The following is a 20993-nucleotide window of genomic DNA, read 5'->3' as shown; positions in this document are numbered from 1 at the left end:
CCTCAGATCGAGAACATCAGCGCAGTGAGGACAAAGTCCAATGCAAGGACCGCCAGCGACGACAGGACCACCGTGCGGGTGGTCGCACGGGCCACCCCTTCTGGTGTCGGCTGGCAGAAATAGCCCTGCAACAGCGCCACGAAGGTCACCGTGAAGCCAAACACCACGCTCTTGATGACACCGTTGCCAACGTCCTGGAACACATCGACCCCTCCCTGCATCTGGGACCAGAAGGCGCCTGCGTCCACCCCGATCAGCAGGACACCCACGGCCCAGCCCCCCAGGATGCCGACGGCGCTGAACACCGCCGCGAGCAGGGGCATCGCGATCAGTCCGCCCAGGAATCGGGGCGCCAGCACACGCTGGACCGGATCGACCGCCATCATCTCCATCGCGGCCAGTTGCTCGCCGGATTTCATCAGACCGATTTCCGCCGTCAAGGCCGTGCCGGCACGCCCGGCGAACAGCAATGCCGTGACCACCGGCCCGAGTTCCCGGACCAGCGACAGCGCCACCAGCAGGCCGAGCGCCTCGGACGAGCCATAGCGCTGCAGCGTGTAGTAGCCCTGCAGCCCCAGCACGAAGCCGACGAACAGGCCGGACACCGAGATGATGGCCAGCGAGTGGTTGCCCAGGAAGAAGATCTGGTCCGACACCAGACGAAAGCGGGCCAGCGCCGCGGGCATCAGCACCAGCAACCGCCCCAGCAGGCGCGTGGCTTCGCCGATGTCCGCCAACCCGCCGCGCACCGACGCGCCCAGACGGGACAGCCACTCCGCGCTACCGCTCACCGGGCACCTCCGCTCAAGCCGAAGTCCTCGCCCACCGACGCCGCGGCATAGTGGAACCGCACTGGTCCGTCGGCCGCCGCATCGACGAACTGGCGCACCAGCGGATCATCGCTGCGGCGCAGTTCCTCGGGAGTGCCCTGGGCCGCGATGCCGCCGTTGGCAATGAAGACGACGTGGTCGGCAATGGAGAAGGTCTCGTCCACATCGTGGGACACCACGATGCTGGTCACGCCAAGAGCATCGTTCAGCTCCCGGATCAGCCGTGCCGCCACGCCCATCGAGATCGGGTCGAGCCCGGCGAAGGGTTCGTCGTACATGATCAGCTCAGGATCGAGTGCAATCGCCCGCGCCAGCGCCACGCGCCGGCCCATGCCACCCGAGATCTGGCTCGGCAGCAGATCGCGTGCACCGCGCAGGCCCACCGCATTGAGCTTCATGAGCACGAGATCGCGGACCATGGAGTCCGGCAGGTCGGTGTGCTCGCGCAGCGGGAAGGCGACGTTGTCGAACACCGTCAGGTCGGTGAACAGCGCCCCGAACTGGAACAGCATGCCCATGCGCCGACGCATGGCCATCAGACCTGTGCGGTCCAGTCCGGCGACATCGACACCATCGAACAGCACCTGCCCGGACATGACTCCCAGTTGGCGTCCGATCAAGCGCAGCACGGTGGTCTTGCCCCCGCCGGACGTGCCCATGAACGCCACCACCGCACCGCGCGGCACGGACAGGTTGACGTCTCTCAGGATGATGCGGTCACCGTATCCGCAGGTCACGCCACGCAGTTCGATCAGCGGTGAAGGCACTGCCGCGGTGACAGCATGGTCGGAGGGGTGAAGTTGAAGCGGCACAGCGCGATGATAGGGGAAAGTACCGGGCAGCATCGTCAACGACAAAGCCGCCCGGAGGCGGCTTCTTGACTCTTGCCTTGCTCTTGTCTTGCGATCTGTACGTCGGCCGTGCAGGAGGAGGTCAGACCGAGAAGCTGGACCCGCAGCCGCAGGTCGTCGTGGCATTCGGGTTCTGGATCACGAACTGGGAGCCCTGAAGGTCTTCCTTGTAGTCGATCTTTGCGCCGGTGAGGTATTGCAGGCTCATGGCGTCGATCAGCAGCGTGACGCCGTTCTTGTGCATCTCGGTGTCATCGTCGTTGACGATCTCGTCGAAGGTGAAGCCGTACTGGAAGCCCGAGCAGCCGCCGCCTTGCACGAACACGCGCAGCTTCAGGTCGGGATTGCCCTCCTCCGCCACCAGATCCGCCACCTTGGCAGCGGCGCTGTCGGTGAAGACGATCGGGGCAGGCATGTCGAATTCGGGGGTGTCGAGGATTTCGGCGACGGCGCTCATGGGCGACTCCGGTTAGCGGTCTGGCAGGGATCGGTTACTTGTCATTGCCCGTGGCCAGCAACTTCAACGACGGCTTGTCTTCCCCCAGGGAAGGTGCGGTGGCCTTGCCGCTGGTGCTGGAGATACGGTGCAGAGCGCCTTCGATGGTAGCACCCTGGTGCATTTCGAGTGACTCGTAGACAACATCCCCCTGGATATGCGCCTTGGGCTGCAACTCCAGCAGGTGGTTGGACTCGACCGGGCCGATGACCGTGCCATTGATGATCACATGGCCCGCCTTGACCGTGCCGGTGACACGGGCCTTTTCGCTGATGACCAGGATGCTGGTGTCGTTCGCGGTGGCGACCACGTCACCCTGGATCTCACCGTCGATGCGCAAGCCATCACTGAACCGCAACGTGCCCTGGATCACGGTTCCCTCGCCGATCAGGCTGCGGATGGCGGGCTGTTTCTTGGAGCCGAACATGAAGTGTTGTCCTGAATGAAAAATTTGTCTGCAAAGGCCGGCATCACATCCGCGCCACTTCGGATGCCTGCAGTTTCCCGGCGGCATCCAGCACCTTGATTTCCAATTGTTTTACCACGACACCCGCGGGCAGGTCGATCGTGCCTTCAAGACGCTGGTACTGTTTCATTTCGATCGACTGCGCAGGCTTGCTGACCGTCTGCGTCCAGGACTTGCCTTCGTGGGTGCCGGTGACCAGCAGGTCGTAGCGGCCCTTGACTTCACCCGAACGCCCCACTGCCTGCATCAGCAGTGCCTGGTAGCGCAGGCGACCCGGACTATCGATGGTGGCCTGCAGACCCCGCACAGCCAGCGGCTTGCCATCATCCCGAGCCGGCATCAGTTTCTCGAAGAAACCCAGGTCTCGTGTCAGCGCAAGATTTTCAGCCTCCAGCGCCTTGACGCGGGCGGCCAGACTGGCCTGCGTCGTCTGCGCCGCCTTGAGCAGACTGTCGGCCGTGTTGGCCACGGACAGTGCACGCTCGTGTTCCTCGCGCATGCGGCTGACTTCCTCGCGCAGCGCCACCAGCTCGGTGCGCGCGTCACCGTCGAGCCCGGTGATCTCCTTGCCGAACTCGAACGCCCACAGCGCCAGCGCGGCCGAGCCCCCCATCATCACGGCCAGCAGCAACCAGCGCAGCGGCCAAGGCATCCGACTGCGCACCGTGACCCGAGGCGCACTCACCGACCAGCGCCGGCGGAGAAGTTTCCATCGCATAAACCGAGCAGCCTCGATACGAGTCGACGCATCCCTTGTGGAAAGTGACACACTTTCGCACGATACACCAACAAAAAGGGCCACCCTGAGGTGACCCTTGTTCGAAGGGCGCCGTCGCGCCGTTCGAATCGCCGAGATCGCAAAAAGCGATCAGCGCTTGCTGAACTGTTTCCTGCGGCGAGCGCCGTGCAGACCGACCTTCTTGCGCTCGACTTCACGCGCATCGCGCGTCACGAAGCCAGCGTGGCTCAGTTCGGACTTGAGCGTCGCGTCGTAGTCGATCAGGGCGCGGGTCACACCGTGGCGCACGGCACCGGCTTGACCGGACTCGCCACCGCCGTGGACGTTGACCTTGATGTCGAACGTCTCGACGTTGTTCGTCAGGAACAGCGGCTGCTTGACGATCATGATCGAGGTCTGGCGGCCGAAGTACTCTTCGACCGACTTGCCGTTGACCGTGATCAGGCCGGTGCCCTTCTTGATGAAGACACGTGCGACCGACGATTTGCGGCGGCCCGTGCCATAGTTCCAATCACCAATCATGTCGGCTCCTTAGAGGTCCAGCGTCTTGGGCTGCTGAGCGGTGTGCGGGTGTTCGCCACCGGCATAGACCTTCAGCTTCTTGATCATCGCGTAGCCCAGCGGACCCTTCGGGAGCATGCCCTTGACGGCCTTCTCGATGGCGCGGCCGGGGTGCTTGGCCTGCATGTCCTTGAACTTGGTGCCGTAGATGCCACCCGGATGGCCCGAGTGACGGTAGTACACCTTCTGTTCGGCCTTGTTGCCGGTCACACGGATCTTGTCCGCATTGACGATGACGATGTAGTCACCGGTATCCACGTGAGGCGTGTAGATTGCCTTGTGCTTGCCGCGCAGGCGGAGGGCGACTTCGCTGGCCACCCGTCCGAGAATCTTGTCTGTCGCGTCAATCACAAACCACTCATGCACGACTTCGGCCGGCTTGGCGCTGAAAGTCTTCATGGCAAATCTCTTTGCAGTTCGGTTTGCTGGCTGCTGAAACGAAGTCCTCGGCGCTGCTTGTGATTGCAGCCTCTCGGATCTCCGTGAACTCTTCTCCGCACAGCCATGAACGGAAAAGCCTGCGACTGTAGCACAGAAGTGCTCACCCGCAGGCCATCTCAGTACCGGCCCGCCGCTCGCGGCGGGCCGTGACACGGCATCACATCAGTTGCCGCTCGGCACCTTGCCTTCGACGCCCTTGACGTAGAAGTTGACGCCCGACATGAACTTGTCGTCGGCCACTACATCCTTGGCCAGGATTTCCTTGCCGTCCTGGCCGACGATCGGGCCCTTCCAGATCACGAAGCTGCCGTCGGTGAGGCCGGCCTTGATCTTGGCGACCTTGTCCTTGACCTCGGCGGGCACCTTGTCGGAGATCGACACGACGTCGATTGCGCCTTCCTTGACGCCCCACCACACGCCGCCCGTCGACCAGGTGCCATCCAGCGCGTCCTGGACCGCCTTCTTGTAATACGGCGTCCAGTTGATGACGGCCGAGGCCAGGTGCGAGTTCGGACCGAACTTGCTCATGTCCGAGTCCCAGCCGAAGGCGAGCTTGCCCTTCTCTTCGGCCTTCTGCAGCACGGCGCTGGAGTCGGTGTTCTGGAACAGCACGTCCGCGCCGCCCGAGATCAGGCTGCCGGCGCCCTCGCCTTCCTTCGGCGGATCGAACCACTTGTTGACCCAGACCACCTTGGTCTTGATCTTCGGGTTGACGCTCTGCGCGCCCATCGTGAACGAGTTGATGTTGCGGATCACCTCGGGAATCGGGATCGAGCCGACCACGCCCAGCGTGTTCGACTTGGTCATCGAGCCGGCGATCACGCCCGCCATGTACGCGCCCTCGTAGGTGCGGCTGTCGTACGTGCGCATGTTCGGCGCCGTCTTGTAGCCGGTGGCGTGCTCGAACTTCACGTCGGCGCTGTCGGCGGCGACCTTGAGCATCGGCTCCATGTAGCCGAAGGTGGTGCCGAAGACCAGCTTGTTGCCCTGGCCGACCAGGTCGCGCATCACGCGCTCGGCGTCGGCGGACTCGGGCACGTTCTCGACGAACGAGGTGACGATCTTGTCGCCGAACTCGGCCTCGATCGCCTTGCGGGCGTTGTCGTGGGCGAAGGTCCAGCCGGCGTCACCCACCGGGCCGACGTAGGCGAAGGCGACCTTCAGCGGTGCGGGCTTGGGCGCTTCGGCCGCCGAGGCAGGCGCCGACGCGGGCGCTGCGGCCGGTGCCGCGGCCTCTTCCTTCTTGCCGCAGCCGACCAGTGCGGCGGTGGCCGCCAGGGCCACCCAGCCGGAAGTCTTCAGCAGGGTGCGCTTCGAGAGCTTGGACATGGTTTCTCCTTCGTCAGTCAGTCAATCAATGGGTGAACAACGCAACGGAACAGCGAATTATCAGCTCCGCTCAGGAACCCGGGAAGAACGGCTTCCCGATCGACGCCGGCATGTTGGCCCGGATCCACGCGGGGTTCCGCGAGATCAGCACCAGCACGACGATGGTGGCGACATAGGGCAGCGCGGTGAGCAGCTGGCTCGGCAGCTCGACGCCTTCGGCCTGCAGGTGGAACTGCAGCATCGTCACCCCCCCGAACAGGTAGGCGCCCAGCAGCACCCGCACCGGCCGCCAGGTGGCGAACGTGGTCAGCGCCAGCGCGATCCAGCCCTTGCCGGCCGTCATGCCTTCGACCCACAGCGGCGTGTAGATCACCGAGAGATACGCCCCCGCGACCCCGCACAGCGCCCCGCCCGCCATCACGGCAGCCAGCCGGATGCGCCGCACCGGATAGCCCAGCGCATGCGCCGATTCGGGCGACTCGCCCACCGCGCGCAGCACGAGGCCCGCCCGCGAGCGGTAGAGGAACCACACCAGCCCGAGCATCAGCGCAATCGTCAGGAAGACCATCGGGTGCTGCTTGAAGAAGGCCGGGCCCACGAAGGGAATGTCGGACAGCACGGGAATGTCGAACTTCGGTCGTTCGGCGAGCTTTTCCTGCGTGTAGCGGATGCCCACGAACGCCGAGAAGCCGGCGCCGAACAGGCTCAGCGCGAGTCCCGTGGCGTACTGGTTGGTGTTGAGCCAGATCACCAGCACGCCAAAGGCCGCCGCCATCAGCGCCCCGGCCCCGGCCCCGGCCGCAAAGGCCAGCCAGTCGTTGCCCGTGTGGACCGAGGTGGCGAAGCCGGCGATGGCCGCCACCAGCATCATCCCCTCGGCGCCGAGGTTGAGCACCCCGGCCCGCTCGTTGATCAGCAGCCCGAGGCCGGCGATGGCCAGCACCGTGCCGGCGTTGAGAGAGGCCGCCAGCAGCAAGGCGTATTCGTTCATTCCACTCATGGCTTGGCACTCCCAGTCCCGGTCCAGCGAATGCGGTAGGCGATCAGGGTGTCGCAGGCCAGCAGCGTGAACAGCAGCAACCCCTGGAACACGCCGGTCAGCGATTTCGGCAGGCCCAGGCGCGACTGCGCGAGTTCACCGCCGATATAGAACATGCTCATCAGCACCGCCGAGAAGACGATGCCGACCGGGTGCAGCCGCCCGACGAAGGCGACGATGATGGCCGCGAAGCCGTAGCCGACCGGCACATACGGCGTGAGCTGCCCGAGCGGGCCGGCGGCTTCGAGCGCCCCGGCCAGCCCGGCCATGCCGCCCGACACCAGCAGCGCCGTCCACAGCGCCCCGCGCGACGAGAAGCCCGCATAGCGCGCCGCCGCCGGCGCCAGTCCGCCGACCTGCAGCGCAAAGCCCCGGTAGGTGCGGAACAGGAAGGCCGTGAACGCCGCCACCAGCCCCAGCGCGATCAGCACGCCAATGTTGGCGCGCATTCCGTCGAACAGGCGCGGGATTTTGGTCGGATCGGCGAAGGTGATGGTCTGCGGAAAGTTGAAGCCCTGCGGATCCTTCCACGGCCCGTAGACGAGGTAGCTCAGCACCATCTCCGCGACGTAGACCAGCATCAGGCTGACCAGGATCTCGCTGGCATTGAAGCGGTCACGCAGCAGCGCCGTGATCGCCGCCCAGGCCATGCCGCCCAGCACCCCCGCCGCCAGGATCGCCACCACGATCCACTTCGATGACGACGCATCCGCCTGCAGCGCCACCCAGCCAGCGGCGATCGCGCCCAGGATGAACTGCCCCTCGGCGCCGATGTTCCACAGGTTGGAGCGGAAACACACCGCCAGCCCCAGCGCGATCAGCACCAGCGGCACCGCCTTCACCGCCAGCTCCGACAGCGCCCGGGCGTTCTTCACCGGCTCGACGAAGAACACCTCCAGCCCCTTGACCGGATCCTTGCCCAGCAACGCAAACAGCGCGATGCCGATGAGCGTCGTCAGCACCAGGGCGATCAGCGGTGACGCCAGCGACATCACCTGCGACGGCTGTGGCCGCGCTTCAAGCTTCAACATGGTCACGCTCCCACAATCCCGACATCCACGCGCCGATGCGCTCGATGGTGGCGTCCTGGGTCGCGATCGACGGCGACACGCGGCCCTGCGCGATGACCACCAGCCGGTCGCAGATCTCGAACAGCTCGTCCAGCTCCTCGCTCACCACCAGCAGCGCGCAGCCCGCGTCCCGCAGCGCCAGCAGCTCGCCGCGGATCTGCGCCGCCGCGCCCACGTCCACGCCCCAGGTCGGCTGGCTGACGATCAGCAGCTTCGGGTGGGCGGCGATCTCGCGGCCGACGAGGTATTTCTGCAGGTTGCCGCCGGACAGCGACTTCGCCGCAGCCTCCGGCCCGCCCGCCTTGACGTTGAAGCGCCGGATCAGCTCGGCCGACTGCGCGCGGATCGCCGCCATGTCGAGCCAGCCGGTGCGGCGACTCACCCCTTCGGTGCGGGTCAGCAGCACGTTGTGGGCGAGCGAGAGCGTCGGCACCGCGCCACGGCCGAGGCGCTCCTCCGGCACAAAATGCAGGCCCTGCCGCCGCCGCGCCGTGGGCGAGGCCTGCGCGATGTCCTGGCCGAAGAGCGTGACCGAGCCGGCCGGGGCGCGCCGGTCCTCGCCGGAGAGTGCGGCCATCAGCTCCTGCTGCCCGTTGCCGGACACGCCCGCGATGCCGACGATCTCGCCCGCGCGGACCTCGAAGCCGATGCGCTCCAGCGTGGTGCCAAACGGATCTTCCTTCGGCAGCGCCAGCCCGCGCACCGCCAGTGCAACCTCGCCGAGCTTGGCGGGTCGGTGCTGCAACTGCGGCGGCTCGGCGCCGATCATCAGGCGGGACAGCGAGGCGTTCGTCTCCTTGGTCGGATCGACTTCGCCGGTCACCTTGCCACCGCGCAGCACCGTGCAGTGGTGGCACAGCGCGCGGATCTCGTCGAGCTTGTGGCTGATGTAGAGGATCGAGCAGCCGTTGGCGGAGAGCTTGCGCAGCGTGACGAACAGCTTCTCGACCGCCTGCGGGGTCAGCACCGAGGTCGGCTCGTCGAGGATCAGCAGCTTCGGGTTGGTCAGCAGCGCGCGCACGATCTCGACGCGCTGGCGCTCGCCGACGCTGAGCGAGTGGACCGGCCGCAGCGGATCGACCTCCAGCCCGTACTCGCCGGCCACCGCCCGGATGCGCTCGATGACCTGCGCCAGCGACATCGCCTTGTCGAGACCGAGCCAGACGTTTTCGGCCGCCGTCAGCGTGTCGAACAGCGAGAAATGCTGGTAGACCATGCTGATGCCGAGGGCGCGGGCGTGGGCGGGGCTCGCGATCTGCACCGGCTGGCCGTTCCAGCGGATCTCGCCCGCGTCCGGCTTCACCGCGCCGTAGATGATCTTCATCATCGTCGACTTGCCCGCGCCGTTTTCGCCCAGCACGGCGTGGATCTGCCCAGGCGCCACCGTCAGCGCCACGCCATCGTTGGCGCGCACCGCGGGGTACTGCTTGGTGATGCCCAGGAGTTCCAGGCGGGGAGGAGCGGTCATCAACGGACTCCGTCAAAAGGGGCGTTTCGCGGCGGATTGCACGGATGCACTGAAGCGGTGCGCATTGTCGTGGAAACCACCACAGGGTCGGCCACAGCTCACACGTTCAGCGTGTCCGAGGCCGGTCGTCGGTGCATGGCGTGCCCGGCGATCCAGGTGGCCACCAGGTTGCGCTCGTCGCCGAGCGTCATCCAGGCGAACACCCGCTCATGCAGTTTCTGCGCCCGCGCGTCGCGGTGCTGCGCCACCGGGCCGTGCGCCCAGTCCCACAGCGCCAGGTCGGCGCTGCGGCCGGCGTCGAGCGAGCCGATGTCGTGGTCGAGCCCGAGCGCCTGCGCCGCGCCCAGCGTGGCGCCGTGCAGCGCCTTCCACGCGGTCAGCTTCACGCCGCGCATCGCCTGCACCTTGTACGCATCCGCCAGCGTGCGCAGCATCGACAGGCTGGTGCCGCCGCCCACGTCGCTGGCCAGCGTGACGCGCGCCCCGGCCGCTTCCAGCTCCGGCCAGGCGCACAGGCCGCTGCCGAGGAACAGGTTGGAACTCGGGCTGTGCGCGATCTGGGCGCCGGTGTCGGCGAGCAGCTGGCGGTCGGCATCGTCGAGCCAGATGCCGTGGGCGAGCACCGCGCGTTCGTTCAGCAGGCCGGCGCGGTGGTAGACATCGAGGTAGCTGCGCGCCTCGGGATACAGCTCGGCGACCCAGGCCACCTCGGCGCGGTTCTCGGCGACGTGGGTCTGCATGTAGAGGCCGGGCACCTCGGCCATCAGCCGGCCGGCCATCGCGAGCTGCTCGGGCGTGCTGGTCGGGGCGAAGCGCACGGTCATCGCGTAGGACAGCCGTCCGGTGCCGTGCCACTGGTGGATCAGGTCGCGGCTGTCGCGTTCGGCGCCGGGGACCTCGTCGCGCAGGCCGTCGGGGGCGTGGCGGTCCATCAGCACCTTGCCGGCGATCAGGCACATGCCGCGGCGGTGCGCGCCGGACAGCAGCGCGTCGGCCGAGGTGCGGTGCACGGTGGGGAAGACGACGGCCGTGGTCGTGCCGTGCGACAGCAGCGCATCGAGAAAGGTCTCGGCGCCCTGCCCCGCGACGACCGGATCGGCGTGGCGTAGCTCGGCCGGGAAGGTGTAGGTGTTCAGCCAGTCGAGCAGCTCGGTGCCGAAGCTGGCGATGACGTCGAGCTGCGGGCTGTGGACGTGGGTGTCGATGAAGCCGGGCATCAGCAGCCGGCCACGGTGGTCTTCGGTCAGCCAGTCTGCGCCGGGGGTGAAGGCACTCGCGGGCTCGGCACCCAGGATCTTGCCGTCTTCGATCAGCAGCCAGTGGTCCGGGCGCCAGCGCACGCCGGGCGCCGCGTCGGGCGCGCTCCAGCCCGGGTCGGCGGTGAAATCGAGCAGGTCGGCGCGCAGCGCGAGACGGGTTCCGGATCGGGTCATGAGAGGGTCAGCGGTTGGGCGTTGAGGCGGCGCGCGACATCGCGCACCGTCTCGCGCAGCCAGCGCAGCGACGCGGCGCTGTGCGTCACGTCGTGCCAGAGCTGGTAATAGGTCATCGCCGGAAAGGCGATCGGGCTGGGCACGATGCGCAGCGGCAGCCGCTCCAGGTGCCGCAGGCAGAACAGCCGACCGGTGGTGAGCACCAGCGCGGACTGTGCCAGCATCGTCGGCACCAGCGCGAAGTGCGGGCTGCGCACGACGATGCGCCGGCGCAGGCCGAGGCGGTCGAGGTGTTCGTCGATGACGCCGTGGCCGCCGGTGTGCAGCGCAGTGGGGGCGACATGGTCGGACTCCAGGTAGTGGGCCGGCGTCCACTCGTCCGGACGGCGCGCGGCGAGGTGGTCGGCCCCGACGAGGCAGACGATCTCGTCGGAGAACAGCCGCCCGATGTGCAGCTCGGCGGGCGGCTCCAGCCAGTTGCCGATCACCAGATCGACCTCGCCACGGGCCAGCCGGGCGCGGTAGTCGAACTCGGCCGACAGCGCGTGGATGGTGACGCGGGCGCGGGGCGCTTCCTGGCGCAGCCGGGTGACGAGGGCGGGCAGGAACAGCGGGTCGATGTAGTCGCTGGCAGCGATGCGGAACTCGATCTCGGCCGCGCCGGGCGTGAAGGCGCGGCTGCCGGACTTGCCACCGAAGAGCTGTTCGGCGCTGCGCAGCAGGGTCTCGGCCGGCTCCATCAGTTGCAGCGCGACCTCCGTCGGCACCATGCCGCTGCCCGCCCGCACCAGCAGCGGGTCGCCGATCAGCGCCCGCAGCCGCTTGAGCTGCGCGCTGACGACCGGCTGGGTGGAGGACAGGTGCATCGCGGCCCGCGAGACACTGCGTTCGGAAATCACGGTATGAAAGACCCTGACGAGATGAAGCTCGATGGTGTCGAAAACGGGGCGGCTCGTCATACGTGCATTCTGATACTGGTCATCACAGCAGACCCATAGCGAGAACCATGCAAAGGAGTATGTTCGGCGCCATGTCAGCGTCTCACCCACCCCGACCGACCCGGCCCGTCCGGTTCTTCCACCGCGGCGTCCTGCAGCAGATCGACGGCGCCGCCCCCACGCGCACGCTGCTCGACTGGCTGCGCGAAGACGCCCGCCCGCGCTGCACCGGCACCAAGGAGGGCTGCAACGAGGGCGACTGCGGCGCCTGCACCGTGCTGGTGGCCGAGCGGGACGACGCGGCGCCCGGCGGCGTGGCGATCCGCAACGTCAACGCCTGCCTGAGCTTCCTGCCGACGCTGGACGGCCGTGCCGTGCTCACCGTCGAAGACCTGAAACCCATCGCCGCCGCGCACGGCCAGCCCGCGCACCCGGTGCAGCAGGCGCTGGTCGCCTGCCACGGCTCGCAGTGCGGGTTCTGCACACCCGGCTTCGCGATGACGATGACCGGGATCTATGAAGACCACGCCGCCGCCGGCACACGCCCGACCCGCCAGCAGCTCGCCGACGACCTCGCCGGCAACCTGTGCCGCTGCACCGGCTACCGGCCGATCGTGGACGCGGGCGAGCGCATGTTCGACACGCCGGCCACGCCCATCGACCGCGCCGCCTTGCGCCAGCAGCTCGACACGCTGGCCGCCGATGCCCCGCTGCACTGCGGCCCGGCTGGCGCCGCGTTCCACGCTCCGCAGACGCTCGACGACTTCGCCGCCCTGCGCCTCGAACACCCGGACGCCCGGCTGCTGGCAGGCGCCACCGACATCGCGCTGTGGGTGAACAAGCAGTTCCGCGACCTGGGCGAGCTGATCTGGATCGGCCGCGTCGCCGAACTGCGGCGCATCGAGACCACGGCCGACGCGGTCCACATCGGCGCAGCCGCCTCGCTCGAAGACGCCTGGGGCGCGCTGGCCGATGTGGTGCCGACGCTGCGCGAGGTCTGGCAGCGCTTCGCCTCGCCGCCGATCCGCCACGCCGGCACGATGGGCGGCAACATCGCCAACGGCTCACCGATCGGCGACAGCGCGCCGGTGCTGATCGCGCTGGGCGCCGACATCGTGCTGCGGCGCGGCGCGGTGGAACGCACGATGCCGCTGCAGGACTTTTACCTCGACTACATGAAAAACGCGCTGCAGCCCGGCGAGTTCGTCGCGCGGCTCGTCGTGCCGAAGCCGCCCGAAGGAACGCAGGTGCGCGTCTGGAAGATCAGCAAGCGCTACGACAGTGACATCTCCGCCGTCTGCGCCGCGTTTGCGCTGCGACTCGACGGAGACCGCGTGGCCGAGGTGCGGCTGGCATTCGGCGGCATGGCGGCGATCGTCAAGCGCGCCACACAAACCGAAGCCGCGCTGCTCGGCCAGCCGTGGACCGACGCCACCCTCGTCGCCGCGCAGGCCGCGCTCGCGCAGGACTTCCGCCCCTTGAGTGACCTGCGCGCCAGCGCTGCGTACCGGCTCAAGGTCAGCGCCAACCTGCTGCGCAGGCTGTGGCTCGAAACCCGGCCCGATGACCCGCTGCCGCCCGAAGACACCACCGTCTGGGCCCCGCGCCTGACCCTGAACATCCGCCCAGAGGCCCGCCCATGAGCACCGTCGGCACCTCCCGCCCGCACGAGTCGGCGCACCTGCACGTCGCGGGTGCCGCGCCCTACATCGACGACATCGCCGAAGTCGCCGGCACGCTGCACGCCGCGCTCGGCCTGTCGCCGCTCGCCCACGGCCGCCTGCTGGCGCTGGACCTCGACCGCGTGCGCGCGATGCCCGGCGTCGTCGCCGTGCTCAGCGCCGCCGACATCCCCGGCACCAACGACTGCGGCCCGATCGTCCACGACGACCCGATCCTCGCCCGCGACACCGTGACCTGGCGCGGCCAGCCGATGTTCGCCGTCATCGCCCGCACCCGCGGTGACGCGCGCCGCGCCGCCGCCCTCGCCGCGCAGGTCGCCACGGTCGAGCCGCTGCCTGCCGTGCTCGACCCGCTCGAAGCCCACGCGCTGCAGCAGTACGTCGTGCCGCCGATGCACCTCGTCCGTGGCGACGCCGCCGCCGCGATCGCCGGCGCGCCGCACCAGTTCGAGGGCCGCTTCAGCCTCGGCGGCCAGGAGCAGTTCTACCTGGAAGGCCAGATCGCCTACGCCATCCCGCAGGAAAACGACGGCCTGCTCGTCCACAGCTCGACCCAGCACCCGACCGAGATGCAGCACGTCGTCGCGCACGCGCTCGGCCTGTCGGCGCACCAGGTGCAGGTGCAGTGCCGGCGCATGGGCGGCGGCTTCGGCGGCAAGGAGTCGCAGTCGGCGCTGTTCGCCGCCGTCGCCGCGATCGCCGCACACCGGCTGCAATGCCCGGTCAAGCTGCGCCCGGACCGCGACGACGATTTCCTCATCACCGGCCGGCGCCACGGCTTCGAGTTCCGCTACCGGATCGGCCACGACGACCACGGGCGCATCCTCGGCGCGGACGTGGAGATGGTGTCGAACGCGGGTGCATCCGCCGACCTGTCGGCGCCGGTGATGACGCGGGCGCTGTGCCATTTCGATAATGCCTACTGGCTGCCGAACGTGGACCTGCGCGGCTACTGTGCGCGAACCAACACCCAGAGCAACACCGCCTTCCGCGGCTTTGGTGGGCCGCAAGGGGCGCTGGCGGTGGAGATGGTGCTGGACTCGGTGGCGCGCCGGCTGGGGCTGGACCCGCTGGAGGTGCGCCGCGCCAACTTCTACGGCACGACCGAGCGCAACGTCACGCCCTACGGCCAGACCGTCGAGGGCAACATCCTCGCCCCGCTGGTCACCGAACTCGCCGACACCGCCCACTACCGCCAGCGCCGCGCCGAGATCGCCAGCTTCAACGCCACCAGCCCGGTGCTCAAGCGCGGCCTGGCGCTCACGCCGATCAAGTTCGGCATCAGCTTCAACGTCGCGCATTTCAACCAGGCCGGCGCGCTGGTCCACGTCTACACCGACGGCTCGGTGCTCGTGAACCACGGCGGCACGGAGATGGGCCAGGGGCTGAACACCAAGGTCGCGCAGGTGGTCGCGCACGAACTCGGCATCCCCTTCGAGCGCGTGCGGGTCAGCGCCACCGACACGCACAAGGTCGCCAACACCTCCGCCACCGCCGCCTCCACCGGCACCGACCTCAACGGCAAGGCCGCGCAGGACGCCGCGCGGCAGATCGTGTTCCGGCTGGCGCAGCACATCGCGGCGCGCTGGCTGGTCCCGGTCGGCACGGTGCAGTTCGCCGACGGCCGGGTCACCGCAGGCGCCCACGCGATGGCCTTCGACGACCTCGTCGCGCAGGCCTACGCGGCACGGGTCCAGCTCTGGAGCGACGGCTTCTACGCCACACCCGGCCTGCACTGGGACCGCGAGAAGCTGCAAGGCAAGCCGTTCTACTACTTCGCCTACGGCGCCGCGCTGAGCGAAGTCGCCGTGGACACGCTGACCGGCGAGTGGCGGCTGCTGCGGGCGGATGCGCTGCACGATGTCGGCGCGTCGCTGAACCCTGCCGTGGACATCGGACAGATCGAAGGCGCCTTCGTGCAGGGCATGGGCTGGCTCACCACCGAGGAGCTGCGCTGGCAGCCGATGGACGGCTCGCGCAACGCTGGCCTCCTGATGACCCACGCGCCGAGCACCTACAAGATCCCGACCGCCAACGACGTGCCGGTCACGCCGGGCGCCTTCAACGTCCGGCTCTTCGACCACCGCAACCCGGCGGACAGCATCCACCGCAGCAAGGCGGTGGGCGAGCCGCCGCTGCTGCTGCCGTTCAGCGTGTTCCTGGCGATCCGCGACGCGGTGTCAGCGGTTGGCGAGCACCAGATCGATCCGCCGCTGCGCGCGCCGGCAACCAGCGAGGCCATCCTCGACGCCATCGAGGCGGTGCAGGCCGGATGACGCCGGGGGTTCTGCAGAGTGCTGCTCGGCACTGGCTCGCGCAGGGGCGGCGCGCGGTCGAGGTGCAGATCCTGTCGCACCGCGGCTCGACCCCGCGCGAGACCGGCACGCGCATGGTCGTCGCCGAGGACGCCGTGCTCGGCACCATCGGCGGCGGGCACCTGGAACTGCTGGCGATCACCGCCGCACGCGAGGGTCTGCGCCAGGAGGTCATGACCCCGACCGATCTGGACCTGCCGCTCGGGCCAGCGCTCGGGCAGTGCTGTGGCGGGCGGGTCGTGCTGCGGCTGCAGACGCTGACCACCGCCTCGCTGGCCGACTGGCCGGCGCCGCAGCCGCGCTTCTTCCTGCAGTTGCACGGCGCGGGGCATGTCGGGCGGGCGATCGTGAGGCTGCTGGCCGACATCGATTGCCGCGTGCAGTGGATCGACGAGCGCGAGGAAGAATTCCCCACGCTGACCGGCACCGAGCCGCCCCACATCGAACGGGTGTGCGTGGACACGCCGGAAGCCGAGGTGGCGCTGGCGCCGCCGGGGGCGTTCTTTCTGGTGATGACACACCGGCATGACCTCGATGAACGGATCACCGAGGCGGCGCTGCGACGGGGGGATGCGGGCTACTGCGGGCTGATCGGGAGCCAGACGAAGCGGGCACGGTTTCTGCACCGATTCGAGAAAAGGGGCGTTGACGCCGACGCGCACCGTCACTTGACGTGTCCAATCGGCTTGCGCGGCATCACGGGCAAGGAGCCCGAGGTGCTGGCCGTCAGCGTCGTTGCTCAGCTGCTGGGCTTGCCAGGCTCCGCCTGAAAGTCCTGGAGCCGCACAGGTCTGGCCAAAACACCCACACCCCACACCCCCCCTCTCTCCCCCCTTCCATTCACTACACAAACCAATTCACTCACTCCACTAAATTTCTTCCTCTCTCCCCACACCCAGCACACCCACAACACCCAACACAACCACAACAACCACCCTCACAAAAAAAAAACCCAACACACACCCAAAAACACCCCCATAACCCCACAAACACCCACTAATAAGACAAAACCTCACTCCACAACCCACTCCCCTCAAACCATCATCCCTCTTCTTTCTCCCCCAAATCACACCCCCCCCCCCAACCCCCCCCACACCCCCCCCCCCGCCCCAACCACCCGCCACCCGACCCCCCTCCCCTTGGATCACACCCCCCACCGCCCCTTTTTCTCTTTCCCTCTTCTCCTCCTCCTCTCTGTCCCCCCCCTCTCCTTTTGTGTCTCCCTCTTCCCTCCCCGGGCCACACAGCCTCCACCCACACCCCCGCGCCCCACAACGCAAAAATCAAGGCCACAATTCCCCTCGATGAGACGAACTCGGCAAAATATAACACTCCTCCCCCCCCGCCCCCCACCGCCCCCCCGAAAGAACCCCCACCTCAACGAAAAAAACCCCCCCCCCCCCCCGCTGGGGATCCTCCCAAACCCCTCCCCCCCACCCCCCCCTGGAACCTCCCTCCCGGAGGCCATAACCTTGTTGGGGCCCCCCCCGTGGTTTCGCCAGGGGTGGGGCCCCTACCCCCCCCCCCCCCCACCCCCCCCCCCCCTCCCCCCCCGCCCCACAGGCCTTTGGCAGTCAGGCCCGCCATGACATAGACTCGCCGGGCGGGTCCATTGGCCCGCCACTAGTCGACAACTGGAACGTCTGGACCGCCCACCATTCCCCGCCCGGGGGGGTTATGGCGGGCGCAAAGGCCCCCCCGACAAAAACCGCCCCCCCCCCGCTCCGGAGGTTTTGGAAAAAGAAAAAAGCGCTGGGCGCTTTTTTCATTGGTACCCATCCCCGCCTTTTTGAAACTAATTGTTAGTTTAGAAACGCGAGCCGTCATTGTGGCAAAAATCACAATTTCTGTCGACTTAACCAATTCACGTAACGTTCAACCCCTGTCGCCACATCTGTAAAGCGATGGTCACAGCCGGTGGCACGCAAACGCGTCAGATCAGCCTCGGTGTGGCATTGGTACTTGCCCCGTAGCGCCTCGGGGAAGTCGATGTAGCTCACCAACCCGTGCACGACCTGCTCTGCCAGTGTCAGGTTCGGCAGTCCATCCAGCACCCGGCAGGCATTCACAGTGGCATGCGCCACGTCGTTGAACGGCTGGGCGCGACCGCTGCCGAGGTTGAAGATGCCGCTCTGGTCCGGGTGCTGCAGGAACCACAGGTTCACCGCCACCACGTCCTCGACGTACACGAAATCGCGCGACTGCATGCCCGGCGCGTAGCCGTTGTACTCGCCGAAGAGCTTGACGTGACCGTGCTGGCGAAACTGGTGGAAATGGTGGAAGGCGACGCTGGCCATGCGGGCCTTGTGCTGTTCGCGCGGGCCGTAGACGTTGAAGTAGCGAAATCCGACCACCTGCCCGTCCTGCGTGCCGCCCTGCCCTTGCGAGCGCAGTGACGGCAGGTAACGCCGCACCACCTGGTCGAACAGCAGCTTGGAGTAGCCGTAGACGTTCAGCGGTGCCTCGAACGCCGGCTCCTCGCGGAAGGTCTCGCTGCCGCCATAGGTCGCCGCCGAACTCGCGTACAGCAGCCGCGTGCCTTGCGCGAGGCATGCGTCGAGCAGCGTCTTCGAGCAGCGGTAGTTGGTCTCCAGCATGTACTTGCCGTTGTGCTCCATCGTGTCGGAGCAGGCGCCTTCATGCAGGACCGCGTCGATGTGGCCCAGCTCGCCGGCCGCAAAGCGGCGGTAGAACTCGTCCTTGTCGAAGTAGTCGGCCAGCGTCGAACCCAGCAGGTTGCGGTATTTCGGTCCGTCCGTCAGGTCATCGACGGCGATGACCTCCTTGGCGCCCAGGCGGTTCAGGCCGTGGACCAGGTTGCTGCCAATCATGCCGGCAGCGCCGGTGACAACGACTCTCATGCGAACAACTCCTCGTAGGACACGCTGGCAGTGCCAAATTTCCCGACCACGATGCTGCCGGCGCGGTTGGCGATCGGCACGGCGTCGCGCAATGACAAGCCGGCGGCCAGCAGCGTGGCCATCGTGGCGATCACCGTGTCGCCCGCCCCGGTGACATCGAACACCTCGCGCGCCTGCGCCGGCACGTCCAAGTGGCCGGCGTCGTCGAACAGGGTCATGCCCTCTTCCGAGCGGGTCAGCAGCAGGCCGGTCAAGCCGAGTTCGCGCCGCAGGTTCTGCGCACGCTCGTGCAGTTGCGCCTCACCCGACCATGCGCCGATCACCTGCGCCAGCTCGGCCCGGTTCGGCGTGATGACGGAGGCCCCGGCGTAGCGGCGGTAATCGCTGCCCTTGGGGTCGATCAGCACCGGCTTGCCCGCCGCGCGCGCCAGCTCGATCATGCGCGGGATATGGGTCAGACCGCCCTTGCCGTAATCGGAGAACAGCACCGCCTCGTGCTCGGGCAGCACGCGCGCGTAGTCGGTGAGCATCTGCTGCAGCACCTCGTGCTCGGGCTGGTTCTCGAAATCGACGCGGATGAGCTGCTGCGAGCGGCCGATGACACGCAACTTGACGATGGTGTAGAGCCGCGGGTCGCTGCCGAGCACGGTGGTGACGCCCTGCTCTTCCAGCAGGCGGCGCAGGATGCGCGCCGGCTCGTCCTCGCCGACGACGGTGAGCAGGGTGCATTGGGCGCCGAGCGTCTTGACGTTGAGCGCGACGTTGGCGGCACCACCCAGGCGCTCTTCCTCGCGGGTGACGCGCACGATCGGGACCGGCGCTTCGGGGGAAATCCGGTCGACGGAGCCGAACCAGTAGCGGTCGAGCATGGCGTCGCCGACGACGAGGACGCGGGACCGCTGCAGGGAAGTTTTCGTAGGAATCAAGACGCGCACCTGACGGGTCATCGGGAAACCCCGATCGTAACCATCCCCGGCGCCCGGGCGCCGGGCACGCCCGGTGTCAGTGCTCGACCAGTGGCGTGACGGCCCAGTGGTCGGTCTTGCGCAGCAGGAAACGGGGGGTACGGAAATGCACGATGGCGCGATAGATCAGCAGATAGGCCGTGCAGAACGCCAGCAGCAGACCCGACAGCACCCGACCATCGTTCCACCACAGCACCGCCGGCAGCACCGACAGGGAACACAACACCCACAGATAAGGCGACGTCATGGAATTGCGCCGCAACAGGTTGGCGGCATCGTGCTTGCCGATCGCCCAGCGCATCAGTCGACGGTAAATCAGGCTGTGCAGATGCGTGGCGTCAGGCAAGCCCACCGGCCGACCACGGATGACGCGGCGGCGGTACATCGTGAACAGTGTTTCAAAAATCGGGTAGGCGCACAGCAGCAGCGGGAACACCGGCGAGACCTCGGCATTGCGCTGCACGAGCAGGATGCCCAGCTCCGCCACCCAGAACCCCAGAAAATACGCTCCGCCATCGCCCAGAAAAATCAGCCCCAGCGGGTAGTTCCAGACAAAGAATCCGAGCACTGCCCCCAGTCCGATCAGGGCGCAGTTCATGATCGCGAAATCGCCGACCTGGAACGCCACATACGCCAGTGCGGCCAGCATGATGGCCACGCACATCGATGCCAGTCCGTTGAATCCGTCGATGATGTTGACGGAGTTCGCGACGCCGGCGACGGCCAGCAGCGTCAGCGCCAGCGGCACACCCGCCACCAGCATCAAGGTATCCAGACCCGGGATGCCCGTGCGCGAGATCACTGCATCCGCCAGCCAGAAGGCCAATGCCGCTGCCGCAATGGTGGCAAGCAGACGCTGCTTGGGCGTCACGCGCTTGGTGAAGTCCTCGATCAGTCCGGCGCCAAACGCCACCAGCCCACATCCAGTCAGCAACAGCAGGAGGTGCCAACCCTCCAGCTGCTGGTAGACAGCCAGCACACCACCCGCCAGCACGCCCACCACGATGCCCACCCCGCCGATGCGCGGCACCACGCGGGCGTGGAACTTCTGGGGCTGGTCTCGGTCCGTATCGCCGGACAGGTGCGCATGGCTGGCGGCTGACCGCACGGCCAGCAGCGTCACCACGAACGCCACCAGAAATGAAAAAACAAGAAGCAACATGGCATCTGGCCCTTTTGAATCGACGACCTGCCGGTTGACAGATTCCGGACGGCGTTGTAACAAGGTCGCGTCGATTTGTTCGTTAAAAAGTCACGCTTTGACGATGCCCATGAATCAGGCATCATGCAACTTCAAGGTGTAAGAAGATTCTCCCCTGGCTGGCAGGGAGATCCTCCGTCAGTCCTGCTCCCTCTTGCCTCCGGCAAGACCACATAGAATGCGGGTCCAGACCGCTCGTTCACAGCACCCAGGTCGGTGTTGTTGCGCGCCGCAGCGCTACTCGACGCAGCCAAGCATTGTAGGGCGGCCCTGCCGGAGTCAAGCCCGGAAAAGACGTGGCTACTGCT

Annotated in this window: 19 protein-coding genes; 3 read left to right on the top strand and 16 right to left on the bottom strand. The window is 67.5% G+C overall.

Going from position 1 to position 20993, the window contains the following annotated elements; translation table 11 throughout:
• Positions 1-2 precede the first annotated feature (2 nt).
• The 13 genes from mlaE to U5O44_RS15485 all read right to left on the bottom strand — a co-directional run bounded on the left by mlaE (position 3) and on the right by U5O44_RS15485 (position 11682).
• A complete protein-coding gene (gene mlaE / locus U5O44_RS15545; protein WP_322589341.1) occupies positions 3-791 on the bottom strand; it encodes a lipid asymmetry maintenance ABC transporter permease subunit MlaE in 789 nt (262 codons plus the stop codon).
• Positions 788-1567 carry an ABC transporter ATP-binding protein gene (locus tag U5O44_RS15540; RefSeq protein WP_322589340.1) on the bottom strand — a complete coding sequence of 260 codons (780 nt, stop codon included), beginning with the start codon at positions 1565-1567 and terminating at the stop codon, positions 788-790. The genes mlaE and U5O44_RS15540 overlap by 4 nt, the downstream gene beginning before the upstream one ends.
• 196 nt (positions 1568-1763) lie before the next feature.
• Positions 1764-2138: an iron-sulfur cluster insertion protein ErpA gene (gene erpA / locus U5O44_RS15535; RefSeq protein ID WP_322589339.1), complete on the bottom strand. Its 375-nt coding sequence runs from the start codon at positions 2136-2138 to the stop codon at positions 1764-1766.
• Positions 2139-2172: 34 nt separating this feature from the next.
• Positions 2173-2604 carry a bactofilin family protein gene (locus U5O44_RS15530; protein ID WP_322589338.1) on the bottom strand — a complete coding sequence of 144 codons (432 nt, stop codon included), beginning with the start codon at positions 2602-2604 and terminating at the stop codon, positions 2173-2175.
• 43 nt (positions 2605-2647) lie between these two features.
• Entirely contained in the window at positions 2648-3295 is a 648-nt protein-coding gene (locus tag U5O44_RS15525; protein WP_322589337.1) for a DUF6776 family protein, read from the bottom strand.
• A gap of 216 nt (positions 3296-3511) precedes the next feature.
• Positions 3512-3904, bottom strand: a complete 393-nt coding sequence (gene rpsI / locus U5O44_RS15520) for a 30S ribosomal protein S9 (RefSeq protein WP_322589336.1) — start codon at positions 3902-3904, stop codon at positions 3512-3514.
• A 9-nt stretch (positions 3905-3913) separates the two neighbouring features.
• On the bottom strand, positions 3914-4342 hold the full coding sequence (gene rplM, locus U5O44_RS15515; RefSeq protein WP_310461655.1) for a 50S ribosomal protein L13: 429 nt from the start codon (positions 4340-4342) through the stop codon (positions 3914-3916).
• Positions 4343-4546: 204 nt separating this feature from the next.
• On the bottom strand, positions 4547-5713 hold the full coding sequence (locus tag U5O44_RS15510; protein WP_322589335.1) for a BMP family ABC transporter substrate-binding protein: 1167 nt from the start codon (positions 5711-5713) through the stop codon (positions 4547-4549).
• 70 nt (positions 5714-5783) lie between these two features.
• Entirely contained in the window at positions 5784-6704 is a 921-nt protein-coding gene (locus U5O44_RS15505) for an ABC transporter permease (protein WP_322590512.1), read from the bottom strand.
• 5 nt (positions 6705-6709) lie between these two features.
• A complete protein-coding gene (locus U5O44_RS15500) occupies positions 6710-7783 on the bottom strand; it encodes an ABC transporter permease (protein ID WP_322589334.1) in 1074 nt (357 codons plus the stop codon).
• A complete protein-coding gene (locus U5O44_RS15495; protein WP_322589333.1) occupies positions 7770-9290 on the bottom strand; it encodes an ABC transporter ATP-binding protein in 1521 nt (506 codons plus the stop codon). The genes U5O44_RS15500 and U5O44_RS15495 overlap by 14 nt, the downstream gene beginning before the upstream one ends.
• A 98-nt stretch (positions 9291-9388) precedes the next feature.
• Positions 9389-10723 carry a guanine deaminase gene (guaD, locus tag U5O44_RS15490; protein ID WP_322589332.1) on the bottom strand — a complete coding sequence of 445 codons (1335 nt, stop codon included), beginning with the start codon at positions 10721-10723 and terminating at the stop codon, positions 9389-9391.
• Positions 10720-11682: a LysR family transcriptional regulator gene (locus tag U5O44_RS15485; RefSeq protein ID WP_322589331.1), complete on the bottom strand. Its 963-nt coding sequence runs from the start codon at positions 11680-11682 to the stop codon at positions 10720-10722. The genes guaD and U5O44_RS15485 overlap by 4 nt, the downstream gene beginning before the upstream one ends.
• 71 nt (positions 11683-11753) lie before the next feature.
• Here U5O44_RS15485 and xdhA point away from each other — a divergent pair, with 71 nt between their 5' ends.
• The 3 genes from xdhA to xdhC are packed head-to-tail and all read left to right on the top strand — an operon-like array spanning position 11754 to position 16428.
• Complete coding sequence (gene xdhA / locus U5O44_RS15480) at positions 11754-13304, top strand: xanthine dehydrogenase small subunit (protein WP_322589330.1); 1551 nt, start codon at positions 11754-11756, stop codon at positions 13302-13304.
• Positions 13301-15619, top strand: a complete 2319-nt coding sequence (gene xdhB / locus U5O44_RS15475; protein ID WP_322589329.1) for a xanthine dehydrogenase molybdopterin binding subunit — start codon at positions 13301-13303, stop codon at positions 15617-15619. Before xdhA ends, xdhB begins: the two co-directional genes overlap by 4 nt.
• Positions 15616-16428, top strand: a complete 813-nt coding sequence (xdhC, locus tag U5O44_RS15470; RefSeq protein ID WP_322589328.1) for a xanthine dehydrogenase accessory protein XdhC — start codon at positions 15616-15618, stop codon at positions 16426-16428. Before xdhB ends, xdhC begins: the two co-directional genes overlap by 4 nt.
• 1068 nt (positions 16429-17496) lie before the next feature.
• On the opposite strand, the gene rfaD is transcribed toward xdhC, so the two are convergent.
• Genes rfaD through U5O44_RS15455 form a run of 3 tightly spaced genes read right to left on the bottom strand, consistent with a single transcriptional unit; the run spans position 17497 to position 20646 of the window.
• A complete protein-coding gene (rfaD, locus tag U5O44_RS15465; protein ID WP_322589327.1) occupies positions 17497-18519 on the bottom strand; it encodes an ADP-glyceromanno-heptose 6-epimerase in 1023 nt (340 codons plus the stop codon).
• Positions 18516-19466 (bottom strand): D-glycero-beta-D-manno-heptose-7-phosphate kinase, encoded by a 951-nt coding sequence (rfaE1, locus tag U5O44_RS15460; RefSeq protein WP_322589326.1) that lies wholly within the window; start codon positions 19464-19466, stop codon positions 18516-18518. Before rfaE1 ends, rfaD begins: the two co-directional genes overlap by 4 nt.
• 55 nt (positions 19467-19521) lie before the next feature.
• Positions 19522-20646, bottom strand: a complete 1125-nt coding sequence (locus U5O44_RS15455) for an MraY family glycosyltransferase (RefSeq protein WP_322589325.1) — start codon at positions 20644-20646, stop codon at positions 19522-19524.
• Positions 20647-20993: the final 347 nt, after the last annotated feature.

The sequence above is a fragment of the Sphaerotilus sp. genome (assembly GCF_034519685.1).
Taxonomy (GTDB): domain Bacteria; phylum Pseudomonadota; class Gammaproteobacteria; order Burkholderiales; family Burkholderiaceae_C; genus Sphaerotilus.
Note: the sequence above shows the minus strand (reverse complement) of the source record. Positions and strands in the feature narration are given on the sequence as shown.

What these genes read in the sequence shown, in the direction of transcription:
- erpA (WP_322589339.1), bottom strand. Translation starts at nt 2,138, where the DNA reads ATGAGCGCCGTCGCCGAAATCCTCGACACCCCCGAATTCGACATGCCT.
- U5O44_RS15530 (WP_322589338.1), bottom strand. Translation starts at nt 2,604, where the DNA reads ATGTTCGGCTCCAAGAAACAGCCCGCCATCCGCAGCCTGATCGGCGAG.
- U5O44_RS15525 (WP_322589337.1), bottom strand. Translation starts at nt 3,295, where the DNA reads ATGCCTTGGCCGCTGCGCTGGTTGCTGCTGGCCGTGATGATGGGGGGC.
- rpsI (WP_322589336.1), bottom strand. Translation starts at nt 3,904, where the DNA reads ATGATTGGTGATTGGAACTATGGCACGGGCCGCCGCAAATCGTCGGTC.
- rplM (WP_310461655.1), bottom strand. Translation starts at nt 4,342, where the DNA reads ATGAAGACTTTCAGCGCCAAGCCGGCCGAAGTCGTGCATGAGTGGTTT.
- U5O44_RS15510 (WP_322589335.1), bottom strand. Translation starts at nt 5,713, where the DNA reads ATGTCCAAGCTCTCGAAGCGCACCCTGCTGAAGACTTCCGGCTGGGTG.
- U5O44_RS15505 (WP_322590512.1), bottom strand. Translation starts at nt 6,704, where the DNA reads ATGAACGAATACGCCTTGCTGCTGGCGGCCTCTCTCAACGCCGGCACG.
- U5O44_RS15500 (WP_322589334.1), bottom strand. Translation starts at nt 7,783, where the DNA reads ATGTTGAAGCTTGAAGCGCGGCCACAGCCGTCGCAGGTGATGTCGCTG.
- U5O44_RS15495 (WP_322589333.1), bottom strand. Translation starts at nt 9,290, where the DNA reads ATGACCGCTCCTCCCCGCCTGGAACTCCTGGGCATCACCAAGCAGTAC.
- guaD (WP_322589332.1), bottom strand. Translation starts at nt 10,723, where the DNA reads ATGACCCGATCCGGAACCCGTCTCGCGCTGCGCGCCGACCTGCTCGAT.
- U5O44_RS15485 (WP_322589331.1), bottom strand. Translation starts at nt 11,682, where the DNA reads ATGACGAGCCGCCCCGTTTTCGACACCATCGAGCTTCATCTCGTCAGG.
- xdhA (WP_322589330.1), top strand. Translation starts at nt 11,754, where the DNA reads ATGTCAGCGTCTCACCCACCCCGACCGACCCGGCCCGTCCGGTTCTTC.
- xdhB (WP_322589329.1), top strand. Translation starts at nt 13,301, where the DNA reads ATGAGCACCGTCGGCACCTCCCGCCCGCACGAGTCGGCGCACCTGCAC.
- xdhC (WP_322589328.1), top strand. Translation starts at nt 15,616, where the DNA reads ATGACGCCGGGGGTTCTGCAGAGTGCTGCTCGGCACTGGCTCGCGCAG.
- rfaD (WP_322589327.1), bottom strand. Translation starts at nt 18,519, where the DNA reads ATGAGAGTCGTTGTCACCGGCGCTGCCGGCATGATTGGCAGCAACCTG.
- rfaE1 (WP_322589326.1), bottom strand. Translation starts at nt 19,466, where the DNA reads ATGACCCGTCAGGTGCGCGTCTTGATTCCTACGAAAACTTCCCTGCAG.
- U5O44_RS15455 (WP_322589325.1), bottom strand. Translation starts at nt 20,646, where the DNA reads ATGTTGCTTCTTGTTTTTTCATTTCTGGTGGCGTTCGTGGTGACGCTG.